The organism is Arthrobacter sp. 05N33_2, assembly GCF_056397425.1.
This window is the reverse complement of record NZ_JBFTNJ010000007.1, coordinates 38,442-50,948: the sequence shown is the minus strand read 5'-3', so window position 1 is coordinate 50,948 and position 12,507 is coordinate 38,442. Positions and strand designations below refer to the sequence as shown.

Genomic DNA, 12,507 nt, shown 5'->3' with positions numbered 1-12,507 from the left:
GTGCGGCAGCCGGACATCCGGATTCATGAAATGGAAGCACTGAACAATGACGTTTGAAACTGCCAACTCTGTAACCCACAAGCTCTGGGACCGCTCCACCATGCACCACGAGCTGGACGCACTGGTCCACGAGCTCTCCGAGCGCCACAACACCGCCAAGAGCAACATCGCGGTCCACGCCAGCGGCCCGAACACCTTCACCCTCAGCCTGAACCACGGCGCCTAAAGCCCGGGTTCCAGGCAGCAAGGCCGAACGACGACGGCGGGACCCACGTCCCGCCGTCGTCGTTTGGCGTTTAAGCCCGCGGATCAACCGGCGCCCACGGCCCCGCGCATTTCCGTCTTGACCCGGTACATGTCCTGATCTGCGGCCAGCAGCAGGGCCGTGGCCAGTTCTTTGTGCGCGGCCGGATCAGCGTCCGCCGGGACAACCGTTTCCGACTGGCCAACGGACATGCCCAGCCGGAGCTCGCTCCCCGCGATGGTGATGGCGCCGGCCAGGCAGCTCCGGACGCGCTCTGCAACCGCCTCGAGCTCCGCCGCGTGCTCCAGCCGAGGGATCAGGACAACGAACTCGTCCCCGCTGTAGCGTGTGACGGTGTCCGCGCCGCGCACGGCCTGGGAGAGCATCAGCGCCACGTGTTCCAGGACCTGGTCGCCGGCCGCGTGGCCCAGGGTGTCGTTGACCTGTTTGAACTTGTTGACGTCGCAAAAGAGTACGCCGACGCGGTTCCGCTGTTCGCCGGCGCTGGCCAGGGCCGCCAGCAGGTTTTCCTCGAGGTGCCGCCGGTTCGGCAGGCCGGTCAGCGGGTCATGCAACGCCCGATGGTGGGCTTCCCGCAGGAGCGTGGCGCGGTCCGCCTCGGCATCCTCGAGTTGCCGGTGAGCGCTGGCCAGTTCGCGCTCATACCGCCGCCGCTCGGGGGCCGCGAAAAAGATCATCAAATCCCTCGGTTCCACCCCGTCCACGGTCCGGGTGACGGACAGCAGGACGGGCCTGCGCTGCCCGTCCTGTCCCAACAGCTCGATCGAGAGTTCGGCGAGGTGCCCGTCGCGTTCCAGCTTTGGCCCGGCGTGCGTCCGGTACATCAGCCTGTCCCCGGCCGGCATGAGGTCCAGGAGGCGGGTGCCGTCGAGGCCGCCTTCGGGGATTCCGGTCCAGGCGCACATGGTGGCGTTCGCGGCCAGGATGGTCCCGTCGGTACCGGCAACGATGTAGCCAGCGGGCGCCTGGTGGAAGAGCTGGCCGTAATCGACGGCCGTGGCGCTGGTCCGGGTCATGCCGGCTTCAGGAATTCGAGGATGGCGGCAGACGTTTCCTCCGGCGCGCTGCTTTGCGGGAAGTGGCCTGTGGCCGCAAGCCGGACCAGAGTGCTGTTCGGGAGCGCGTGGTGCAGGTAGGTTCCCACGTGGTCCGGCGTGACGACGTCGTCGGTGCTTTGCAGGACCAGCACCGGGATGGTGACCTCGCCGAGCAGGTGCCGGACATCGGAAAGGAACGCCACCCGGGCAAAGTCACGGGCAACCCGGGGGCTGATCCGTCCGAAGCTGCCCTGGATCTCATGCTCCAGTTCGGGAGCGTGCGGCGTATTCATGTAGACCGGGGCCATCGACTCGGCCCAGACCACATAGTTGGCATCCAGGGATTCGAAGACGTCGTCGATGTCCTGCCGGGTGAACCCTCCCACGTAGCCGTCCTCGGGGTGGTCAAGATAGCTCGGCGAGGCCGTGACCAGCACGAGCCGGCCGAACCTGCGCCCTGCGTCCCGGGCGGCCGCGCTGATGGCCATCATGGACCCGACGCTGTGGCCGATGAGGGTCACGTCCTGCAGGTCGAGTTCGCCGCAGACTTCCACCAGGTCACATACGTAGGCTTCAAGGGTGGCGTAGGTGGCCGAATCGTAGGCGGACTGGTCGGAGCCGCCGGAGCCCACATGGTCCAGCAGAACCACCCGGTAGCGGTCGGTGAACCGGGGCAGAATCTTGCCCCACATGCTCTGGTCGGTGCCGAACCCGTGGGCGAACACCAGCGCCGGGCCGTCTTCTGGCCCGTGCACCTGGACGTTGTTGCGCGCTGCCGCACCGGACATCATCGGCCAACCTGCTCTTCCAATTCACACATGGACCCACCTATCGAGACCGACGGCTGCACAATTCGTCCGGGCCTCGGGCCCAGAAAAATCCGTCCGGCGCCTGCAGGCGCCGCCCCACGAAAATTCCCATATTACAAGGATGTATTTCGACGACGTGGATCCATCTTAGTCCGGTGGGCCGCGGGCCTGGACATGCGTCTTCGCAGGTCACGCGGGGTTTCTGGCGGGGATGCTTACAGCCGAAAACTGGCCGTAGCAAGCTGTTCCTGCGCGCGCGGCCGATCCCGGATACACGTATGGACCTCCTGTTCCCGCCATGAGGTCCGGCACACGACGGCAACTGGGCAACCAAGCGGCCACCCCTGGCACGCGCCGCCCTCCTGCTGGCACACTGAGCCGATGAGTGATCCCCTCCCCCAGTCCCGGCGGCCTGGCATCCGTGCCGCGATGTTCGTGGACTTCGACAACGTCTATACCGGCCTGATGGCCTTGGACCCGGCGGCCGCGAAGAGGTTCGCCGAGGACCCCAAGCACTGGACGGAGGCGCTGGCCGCCGGCGGCGCGGGCGAAGAATCCCGGCGCTTCCTGATCCGCAACTGCTACCTCAATCCGGTGATCTACTCCAAGTACCGGCCGTACTGGACCCGCGCGGGCTTCCGCGTGATCGACTGCCCCTCCCTGACGCAACGGGGCAAGTCCAGCACCGACATCAACCTGGTGCTGGACGCAATGGATGCCCTGGCCGGCGCGGCACATATTGAGGAGTTCTTCGTCGCGTCTGCCGACGCCGACTTCACCTCGCTGGTCCAGCGGTTCCGGGCGGCCGACCGCATGACCACCGTCATCGCTGCCGGCGCCGTGGCGTTCGCATACCGGGAGATGGCGGACAGCGTGGTGGAGTCCCACGACTTCGTGGCAATCCTCAACGGGACCGCGGCCGGCATCCCCCGCATGGTCCCGTCCGCCGGACTTGGCACCCCGCTCCGCACCGCCCAGGGCACGCCCGGGTCCGCGACGTCGGCCGCCGACGAGGTCCGGGCCCTGGTGCAGGCCGCGCCGGGTCCGGTCACGGGAGCGGTCGCGGCGCACCGGGCCCTGACCGCGGACCCGTCGCTGAAGACCGATTGGGGCGGGCACGGCAAGTTCGGGGCCTGGATCGCCCAGATCGGCCAGGGCATCCAATACTCGTCCACGCCGTCGCCCGGCTGGGTGTGGGACGCGAAGCGGTTTTCCCCGGAGCCCTCCTCGCTGGCCTCCGACGCCCGGCCCGCGATCGAGGAGCAGGTCACCCGGGTCACGGACGTTCCGGCGCTGTCGGCAGAACAGTTCAGACAGGTCTTCCTGTCCCTGGCGGCGAAGCTGCGCGACCATTCGGGCAACCGCAGCGAATTGGCACGCTCCGTCCGGGACGACTGCGTGGCAGCCGGGCAGCCGGTGTCCCGCTCGGCCGTCAACTTCGTGGTCCAGGGCGTGGTGTACGCCGGCGGCTCCCTCGCAGCGGAGATGTCAGCGGCGGAACTCGCTGCCGCGTGGACCAGAAACGTGGAAGAGCTGTGCCGGCTGGCCCTCATGGAGTTCGACGACGCCGAAAAGCTCGCGCTCCGGCGCTGGGCCGGCGGCGGGCTGCTGGAGTCCGGCCCCGGCGGCTCCCGGGCGTAGCGAACCTCCCGCCGTCGTGGGCTTGCGCCGGGTGCCAAACCGATCCACAGTGTGATCTATCGACATCGGGTACTCCCAAACGAATTCGGAAAGGAGCTGGAAATGCCCAACGACCTTACGGAACTGGTCAGCGTCCGGTACTTGGTGGCCGATGTCGATGCCGCGGTCGACTTCTATACAACGCATCTCGGATTCACCGTCAGGATGAGCGCCGCGCCGGCGTTCGCCGATGTCACCCGCGGCCGGTTGCGGCTCCTCCTGAGCGGGCCGGCCAGCTCGGCAGGCCGTCCCATGCCGGACGGCACGGTGCCCGTCCCGGGAGGATGGAACCGCATCCACCTCATCGTGGGCGATATCGCGGCCGAAGTGGCACGGTTGCGCGCCGCAGGCGTCACGTTCCGGAACGACATAGTCAAGGGCCCAGGCGGACAGCAGATCCTGTTGGAGGACCCGTCCGGGAACGTTGTCGAGTTATTCCAACCCGCCGGCGAATAGCGGACGTTTCACACACAAGCGGACGACGGCGGGATTCCTCTTCACCGAGGTCGCTAGCTGGGCTCCCGTTCCTGTCGAATGGGGAGCCCAGCTGCGCTTGGGTCCGGCTGACGGAAGACCTGAGGAGATCTCCCGGAGCGGGGATATCTTCGCTACGGCTTCAGGACCACCTTGATGCAGCCGTCTTCCTTTTTCTGGAAGATCTCGTAGGCGGCCGCGGCACCGTCGAGGTCGACCTCGTGAGTCTTCAGGTCCATGACGCCGAGCGGGTCTGCGGAATCTTCCACGAGCGGGAGCAGCTCGTCCGTCCACCGGCGGACGTTGCACTGGCCCATCCGGAGTTGGATCTGCTTGTCGAACATGCTCAGCAGGGGCATGGGGCTCGCTGTGCCACCGTACACCCCGCTTAGCGAAACGGTGCCTCCCCGGCGCACGGAGTCGATCGCTGCATGGAGGACCGTCATGCGGTCTACGCCCGCAGTCTCCATGGCCTTCTTTGCCAAGGCATCCGGCAAGAGCCCCACCGCATTCTGCGCAAAGGCGCCGACGGGCGAATTGTGCGCTTCCATGCCGACGGCGTCGACCACCGCGTCGGGGCCCCTTCCATCCGTCATATCGCGAAGCTGGTCACTGACGTCCTCTGTGAAATCGATCGTTTCCACCCCGTGCCGCTCGGCCATGCGGCGGCGTTCCGGAACCGGTTCGATGGCGATGACGCGCTGGCCGAGGTGTCGACCGACGCGGCTGGCGAACTGCCCCACCGGGCCGAGACCAAAGACGGCCAGTGTGCCGCCGGCGGGGACGTCAGCGTATTTCACTCCCTGCCAGGCGGTGGGAAGAATATCGGAGAGGTAGAGGTACCGCTCATCAGGCAGTTCGTGCCCGACCTTTATCGGCCCGTAGTCGGCGTGGGGCACGCGCAGGTATTCCGCCTGCCCACCGGGGACCGAACCGTAGAGCTCGGAGAACCCGAACAGGCTCGCCCCGCTGTTGTGGGCATGGACCTGGGTGGTCTCGCACTGGGACTGCAGCCCCTGTTTGCACATCCAGCAATGGCCGCAGGAGATGTTGAAGGGGATGACCACCCTGTCGCCCGGCTTGAGGTTCCTGACCTCGGAGCCGACCTCCTCAACGACGCCCATGGGTTCGTGCCCCAGGATGTCGCCGGCCTTCATGTAGGGGCCAAGGACCTCGTACAGGTGGAGGTCCGAGCCGCATATGGCCGATGAAGTGATCCTGACGATGGCGTCCGTGCCCTTCTCAATGACCGGATCCGGAACCATCTCCACGCTGACCGACCGCTTGCCCTGCCAGGTAAGTGCCTTCATGTTCGCTCCTTCAGTCGCAACCAAATTAGTAAGTCTACTGATCAATAAGCATGCCTTGTTCGCGCCCGGATGGGAAGGAGCGTCGGCCTGAGTCCTACATAGCCGTGGCTGAGTTCGGGCCGGCTGGCGATAAGCGCGTTCGAAGGGCGGAAGCCCGCGGCTGAGGACAGGGTGCGGCCACGGCCTGGCATCCGCCCTGGCCGCCCGCCCCAAATAGCCGCCCGGCGGGTCAGCGGCACCTTCGTACAAAGCGGACGACGGCGGGACTCCCGGCGTCGTCCGTTTGCGTTTGGTGTCGTTTACCTACAGTGCCGGCGCGCGAGTGGCTGTGACGATTTCGGCTTCGTCCGTGCTCGCTATTATGCGAGCACCGCCGCCACCGCCGCCGCCACCGCCGCCGCCGCCCTCGTTAGTCAGAACGTCGTTAATTGCGTCCCAAGCGCGACCGGTGAGGTCCTTAGCCGCGTCCCATATACCCGACAGACTGAACGCAGCTGCGTCAAACCCAGGGCTCGCTGTCCTTGAGACCACGAAATCTGGCGTCTTGCGCTCTGCATCGCATTCGGCTGTTAACAGTGCTGCACGACCGTGCGTCATTGCACGAATTCGATCGCTCTGGCCGGACGCTAGAGGTTCAGATGTAAAAACACCGGGCGCGTCTGCAACCGGCTTAAAGGAATTGCTAATCATTTTCTCTCCGTTGATCCCCAGATTCGGAGTTGTCTAACAGACGCGTAAGCACGAGCTTCRCGTAAGTGATATTCCGCGGCAGCCTAAAATTTGGCGCGGGAATAATCGGCACACATGCGTATTTTTGGCACGTCAGACTTTGAGTTATCCCCCCCATCATTGACTTTCACTCGTCATGGTCCTCGCAGGAGACACGAAAGTCAACGGGCTGTTTACACCTGATTCCGCGCGGAAGTTTTGACCAAGCCGCTCGCGAGGCAAGCACCGGAACCGGGCCGCCGCTCCCCCGAAAAACAATCGGCTGTCGAACCCAGGGGCGATGTTCAAGAAAGGTTTGTGGTGGTTATGATTCGGTCATGCCGAACCCGCGATTGTCTCTCGCCTTAGAACGGATTGGCCCTGGAGACTGGGCGATATTCGAATCGTTCGCGTCGGAGTTCTTAGCCGTCGAATATCCAGCCCTGCGGACGATGGCAGCTCCGAACGGAGACAAGGGCAGGGACGCCGAAATATTCACGATTGATGGGGTGCCAAAAGTTGCATTTCAGTACTCTGTCACGGCGAGTTGGAAGACTAAAATTACGAGCACACTGGACACCCTCAAGAGGAATTTTCCTTCGGTCAGCACCATGATCTACCTGACCAACCAGGTGATTGGTCCGGCCGCCGATGAACTCAGGGAAGAGTCCCGACGTGATCGGAATATAACCGTGGACATCCGGGACCGGTCGTGGTTTGTGGACCGCGAGAAGTCCTATCCGCAACGACGAGTGGCCAGTGAAGAGCTGGCTCAGAGATTTGTGGATCCGCTCCTGTCCAAACGAGGGGTCCTCGAAAGAATATCGACCTTGACCGCCGATGAGAGCAAGGTCGCGGTGCTGCACTTGGCTCTCGACGGCGAAGATCAGGCAACCGAGCAGAGCCTTACCAAGAGCTGCTTCGAGTCATTGGTCTTGGCGGCGCTTCACGATTCGAGCACATACAACAGGCTCAGCCTGAGCGAAATCAAAGACGGCGTCGCACTCCGCATGCCCGTGGGGAAGCGAGGGCAGGTCGATGCTCTGACCCTGAGCGCATTGAACCGCCTGTCTCGGAAGGGCCCCGTCAAACAACACAAATCAGCGACCGGGGCCGAGGACACCTACCATCTCAGTTTTGAAGAAACCAAGAGGATAAATGATCAGACAGCCAAGTTCCTTCTTGATGAAGCTGTCCTCGATGCGAAACTCCTCGCGGCGGTTCGGGCCGTCGAAGCACCGAAGGCACTGAGCGAAGCACAGCTGACCGAGGTTTCTCGGCAACTGCGGACAGTGTTGGAAGAAACACTTCTGGAACGAGGCGAGTCTTTTGCCGCAGCCGTGGAAACAGGAGCACCGTTCCAACTCAGCCCTGTAGCCATAGCGGACCGAATCACAGCAAATGGCGGCATCCATGAGCTCAGTTCTGATGCCGCGGCCGCGGCCATAATGCACGTACTGGAACAGCCTTCGCCGCAAACACAGTCGCATCTTCGGCGACTAGCTGACGYATACACGCTTTTCGCGTTCCTGAAACAAACCCCGGACGTCCAGAAAGTCGTGCTCAACGTCTTCAGTGAAGGCGACATATGGATGGACACCACCGCGATCCTGCCGCTTATCGGAGAGAGCCTGGTAGACGATCCGGAAGAGCGCCACTTTACGATTCTGATGCGCGCAGCGGTAGACGCAGGGTTGCTCCTATATGTAACGGACGGAGTCGTAGAAGAAGTTGAAAGACACCTCAACCTGGCCGTTGCTTATGGTCACAACAGAACATCGACTTGGTCGGGAAGGGTCCCCTTCCTTTATTCGGCCTTCGTGCTATCGGGCCGACCAGAGACTGAATTCCTGGACTGGCAACGGAATATCTGTGGACGAGAACAGCCGTTGCAGGACGTCAGCGACTACCTTGCCGACGAATTCTCTATCGAGACCAAGAGTCTCCTCGAGCACTCCGATGCCGCATCGACCGAACTCCGGGGTGCGGTTCAGGAACTATGGAATGAGACTCACGAGAGAAGGCGTCAACGAGGTGAGTACGGAGCCGAGCAAGGGACACGGTCTCGCCTGGTTGCCCACGACGTTGAAAACTCAGTCGGCGTCATCGAGTATCGGCGGACGATTGGACCATCGCCCATGGGCTACCTTGCATGGTGGCTGACGTTCGACAGAACAGCCATGAAGATGAAGGACCACCTGCGGGAGCGCCTTGGCCCGCAAGCGCCTGCGTCGCCGGTGTTGAGCCCGGATTTCCTCACTCAATTGCTTCGGTTGGGCCCGCTCCGCACCGCCATCGAGCAGGACCTGAGAGTGCAGCTCCCCCTGCTCACGGACATGAGCGTCAATCACTACGCTCCGCAGGCTCTGCTCGATTTAGCCAGGGAAACGCGAGAAAAGTCGTCGAGCCAGAATGAACGGGTAGTGCGTCGCGAAGTCCGCGACGCGGTGAACCGCGCAAGGCAGCAGATGGGGCCCGCGGCGGTCGGCGGCGTTCGAGCCATGGAGGATCGAATTTCAGCTTCCATCAGACGTCAGTCACCCGGATGAATCCTGCCGGCGGTCGCACATAACCGGCAGTCGGACGGCAGCCAGGACTGCTGATAGCGGAATACCCCCGGTTTCGCTCCGATCTGGGCTGCCGCGGCCGCACGCTCAGTGCTGTCACATGGGAGTATTCACCTATGACTATCGATAACGATGCTGCCAACCTCCCGGCGCAATTGGACTCTCACGGCACAGACGACTCGCTCGAAGTCAGCCGTGGCTGGGACCACATCGGGGCCATCATTGTCGATGCGACCCTGCAGCGGCGACAGAACTACCACGCGACCGTCAGGCCGCGCGTTGTCGCTCTGGTCGGGGCATGGCTTGATGCCGCCACGACCAGCGGATTCCGGCGGCGCCTCGATACCGGGACGCTTTCCGAAGTTATCAGCTGGCCGTCCCCCGGCCGCCTCGCCCAGGTAGAGGACATGACGCGCGTGTTCGAGAGCCAGGGCATCGAGACGGTAGTCGAACTCCGAGGAGCACTTGGCGACGACGCCCGCAGAGCCGTTCTCCGGGAGGCTCTTGGGGCCGTGCGGCATGTCAGTCCCAAAACGCTCGATTACATTGACACCCTGAGCGGAGTGTCAACGGGCGGGGCCGTCGAAGAGTAAAAGCGGGGAGTGGTCCAGGTTCGCCAGCGGACTCCCGGTCCGCCCCGAGCGGCGGAGTTGTGGGCACTCAAACGTCGATTGTGACGATGGCACAGGAGGCTGCCGAGTCTGCACGGGCGCCGGATTTTAGGCTGACGGCCCGGGAGACGCAGCAGCACATCTTGGCTGCGGAATGCTGCTGGCGTTCGCTGTAGAAGACATCGCGGTGGTCGATGGAGCCCCGCAGGCCGAGCAAACGCACTTCACACAGCCCACATTCGCCCTTGCGGCAGTCGAACATCATGTCGACGCCGGCGTCCTCGAGCGCTTCCAGCATGGACTTTCCGGCGGGGACGGTGGCCTCGACGCCCAACCGGGGCACGCGCACCACGAACTCCTCGGGGTCGAACCAGCCGCTGTTGCCAAAGGTCTCGTAGCGGAGGTTTGTCACGCTGAGCGCCCGGGCATCCCAGCCCCGTTTGACGGCGTCCATGAGCCGGATGGGGCCGCACATGTACAGCTCGGTGTCCGGCTCAATCGTGGCCAGCAGCTCATCTACGTTGAGTGCTGTGCCTTCATCGTCCACGTGGACTCGCAGCGCGTCGCCATGCAGCTGCTCCAATTGCGCCAGGTAGGCCATGGCGGGGCGGCTGCGGCCGGCGTACACGAAGGTGTAGTCGGCCTTGATGTTTCGGAGCACCCGGGCCATGTTGATCATGGCGGTGATGCCGATCCCGCCGGCCAGCAGGACGTAGCGCGGAGCGCCGATCCGCAGAGGGAAATTCTGCAGCGGCTGCGTGATCTCCAGCCGGTCGCCTTGCTCTAGGGCCTGCATGAAGTGGGAGCCGCCCCGGGATTGAGGGGCCCTGAAGACGCTGATCGCCACACGTCGGCCGTCCCCGCTCGAATCGACGATGGAGTAGGAGCGCCTGTGCTGCTCGCCGTTGATCGAGACCATCACGTCAATGTGCGAGCCCGGCTCGGCGTTCATGGGCCTGGACTGTTCCAGGACCAGGCGCCGGGTCTTTGCGGTAATGTCCTCCGCCTCGACCACAGTGCCGATCTGCCAGACTTCGATGTTCGTTGCAGCCATGTCTTCTTCTAACTTCCTGGGATCGGGCGATCGGGTCAGGCGGTGGGGATCAGTCGGCCTTCGGCGGCGAGTTGTCGCTCTATCAGCCGTCGCACCCACATGCCGCCCGCGTCGATGTTGAGGTTGTAGAACTCGTAGTCCGGGTTGGCGTCGATAGCATTCTGCTGGGCCGCCAGCATTTCTTCGTCCTCGCCGAACACGCCGTGTACGCCGTTGCGCAGCTGGGTGGTGATCAGCTGGCTTTCCAGCCGGTAGTTGCGCATGAAGGCCCAGAAGTAGTGGCATGTTTTGGCGCTTTCCGGCGAAATCGTGTTCATCACGAAGCCGTTGACGCCCTGGCTGCGGTCGCCTTCGGGGGCGCCAGTGCCCGCCTTGGCTACTCCGACGTCGATGTTGATGGTCGAGGGCGACTGGAAGGTGATGATCTGCCAGCGGTCAACCCGCCCTTCGAAACCCGGGAACTTGTCCCGCATGTTTTTGAGCCAGAACGGCGGAGCCTCGATGTCGAGCATCCAGCGCGATACCGTGACGGTGTTGTCGTCATGGGTCACGACGAAATCGGACTCACTCAGCTCGTCCTGGCCGATCGAGGAAGAGTGGACGAATTCCTCATGGGTGAGGTCCATCAGGTTGTCCAGAACGAGCTGGTAGTTGCACGGCGCCAAAATGGTCTCGCCATCACCGGCCCAATCATCCGAGCTCATTTGGTGCATGTCCGGGATAAGGGCCGGATCCGCGAGGGTGGCATCCCCAAGCCACACCCACACATAGCGGTAGCGCTCGATCACGGGGAAAGACGGTACGGTGGCGCTGGGATTAATGGTTTCCTGGGCGGGCATGGAGACACAGCGGCCGGCGGAGTTGTAGATAATGCCGTGGTACGGGCACTGGATTTGGTCCTTGCCGAGGGTCTTGCCCATGGACAGCGGGGCCAGGCGGTGCCAGCAGGCGTCCGCCAGCGCCACTGCCTTGCCATCCTCGGTGCGGTACAGGGCGAGCGGGCGGTCCGCAATCCGGCGCGACATCGGCTTGCGGGTTACCTCGTGGTCCCACGCGGCGACATACCAGGCGTTAAGCGGATAACCAAGCACTTTGTTCGTTGTAGAGCTCATGGACTGCATCAGCGCGGTCATGATCGATCCTTCCCCTCACGGTATACCTATGCTCATAGGTAGTGGCTTGGATCACAGCATAACTATGTTGATAGGTAGTGGCAAGGCCCCCCCCAGCTGCCCCCATAAGCGAAACCGCAGAAGGGGACGACAAAAGGCCCGGACACCCAGGCGGGCATCCGGGCCTTTCGGCACTCAAGACTCGAGCTTGTCGATCAGTTCCAGGCCGCGCCTGGCCCACTCGATCTCCGCTTTGGCGCGTTCGATCATGCCTTCATAGGTGAAGATTTTGTAGCCGGCAATCTTGGCCCGGTCCTCCTCAGGCGCGGCCTCGAGGCGGCGCGCAAGCGTGGGGTTGCTCCGGTCTTCCAAGGCGGCAACCATGTTCTGCCACTGCTGCGCGCGGGAGGAGTGATAGGCAATATGGGCGCGCATCTGCGCTCGCGCGGCTTCGGGGTCGGCCCATTCAAGGTAGGCCGCCTTAAGATGGATCGGGTCACGCTCCCGGGCGTAGTCCAGGGTGGTATTCATCCATGCCCGGAAAGCCTCGACCCCTTCCGGAGTGATGTGATAGCGCTTCTTTTTGCCTTTTTTGCCCCAGGGCTCTTCCACTCCGCTCAGCAGGCCATCCTTTTCCATTCGCCGGAGTTCGGGATAGATCTGCGAGTCCGGTGCGTGCCAGACGTAGCCGACGGATTGTTCAAAGTGCTTGAAAACGTCATAGCCCGTGAGGGGCTGAGACGTCAGCAGCGCAAGCAGGGCATAACGCAAACTCACCCGTCACCGATCCTCTCCGTCAGGGCGCCCTGCTGCCGATGCCTTGCGGCAGGGCCGGGCGCCGCCTCCATTAAACCCCTTGTCAACTAACTACGTTCATAGT

Annotated in this window: 11 protein-coding genes; 5 read left to right on the top strand and 6 right to left on the bottom strand. The window is 63.4% G+C overall.

The features are described from left to right. Positions 1 to 46: 46 nt before the first annotated feature. Entirely contained in the window at positions 47 to 226 is a 180-nt protein-coding gene (locus AC1DHX_RS06490) for a hypothetical protein (RefSeq protein ID WP_018775517.1), read from the top strand. 83 nt (positions 227 to 309) lie between these two features. Here AC1DHX_RS06490 and AC1DHX_RS06485 read toward each other — a convergent pair whose 3' ends face one another. After that, a complete protein-coding gene (locus AC1DHX_RS06485; RefSeq protein WP_476859937.1) occupies positions 310 to 1,281 on the bottom strand; it encodes a PAS domain-containing protein in 972 nt (323 codons plus the stop codon). Then, on the bottom strand, positions 1,278 to 2,093 hold the full coding sequence (locus AC1DHX_RS06480) for an alpha/beta fold hydrolase (RefSeq protein WP_476859938.1): 816 nt from the start codon (positions 2,091 to 2,093) through the stop codon (positions 1,278 to 1,280). Before AC1DHX_RS06480 ends, AC1DHX_RS06485 begins: the two co-directional genes overlap by 4 nt. Positions 2,094 to 2,492: 399 nt before the next feature. Between AC1DHX_RS06480 and AC1DHX_RS06475 the strand changes: the two genes are divergently transcribed. After that, complete coding sequence (locus tag AC1DHX_RS06475) at positions 2,493 to 3,752, top strand: NYN domain-containing protein (protein WP_476859939.1); 1,260 nt, start codon at positions 2,493 to 2,495, stop codon at positions 3,750 to 3,752. A 102-nt stretch (positions 3,753 to 3,854) separates the two neighbouring features. Then, entirely contained in the window at positions 3,855 to 4,247 is a 393-nt protein-coding gene (locus AC1DHX_RS06470) for a VOC family protein (RefSeq protein WP_476859940.1), read from the top strand. A gap of 152 nt (positions 4,248 to 4,399) precedes the next feature. Here the strand turns inward: AC1DHX_RS06470 and AC1DHX_RS06465 are convergent, their stop codons facing one another. Continuing rightward, entirely contained in the window at positions 4,400 to 5,575 is a 1,176-nt protein-coding gene (locus tag AC1DHX_RS06465; protein WP_476859941.1) for a zinc-dependent alcohol dehydrogenase, read from the bottom strand. A 1,046-nt stretch (positions 5,576 to 6,621) separates the two neighbouring features. On the opposite strand from AC1DHX_RS06465, the gene AC1DHX_RS06460 reads away from it, so the two are divergent. Both AC1DHX_RS06460 and AC1DHX_RS06455 read left to right on the top strand, forming a co-directional pair. Further along, positions 6,622 to 8,832: a hypothetical protein gene (locus tag AC1DHX_RS06460; RefSeq protein ID WP_476899913.1), complete on the top strand. Its 2,211-nt coding sequence runs from the start codon at positions 6,622 to 6,624 to the stop codon at positions 8,830 to 8,832. 134 nt (positions 8,833 to 8,966) lie between these two features. Beyond that, entirely contained in the window at positions 8,967 to 9,443 is a 477-nt protein-coding gene (locus AC1DHX_RS06455; protein ID WP_476859943.1) for a hypothetical protein, read from the top strand. 67 nt (positions 9,444 to 9,510) lie between these two features. On the opposite strand, the gene AC1DHX_RS06450 is transcribed toward AC1DHX_RS06455, so the two are convergent. The 3 genes from AC1DHX_RS06450 to AC1DHX_RS06440 all read right to left on the bottom strand — a co-directional run bounded on the left by AC1DHX_RS06450 (position 9,511) and on the right by AC1DHX_RS06440 (position 12,404). Continuing rightward, positions 9,511 to 10,515, bottom strand: a complete 1,005-nt coding sequence (locus AC1DHX_RS06450; RefSeq protein WP_476859944.1) for a PDR/VanB family oxidoreductase — start codon at positions 10,513 to 10,515, stop codon at positions 9,511 to 9,513. A gap of 35 nt (positions 10,516 to 10,550) precedes the next feature. After that, on the bottom strand, positions 10,551 to 11,648 hold the full coding sequence (locus AC1DHX_RS06445; protein WP_028277775.1) for an aromatic ring-hydroxylating oxygenase subunit alpha: 1,098 nt from the start codon (positions 11,646 to 11,648) through the stop codon (positions 10,551 to 10,553). 174 nt (positions 11,649 to 11,822) lie between these two features. After that, the gene (locus AC1DHX_RS06440; RefSeq protein WP_459385646.1) at positions 11,823 to 12,404 is read right to left on the bottom strand and encodes a PadR family transcriptional regulator; all 582 of its coding nucleotides are present in this window, start codon (positions 12,402 to 12,404) and stop codon (positions 11,823 to 11,825) included. Positions 12,405 to 12,507 lie beyond the last annotated feature (103 nt).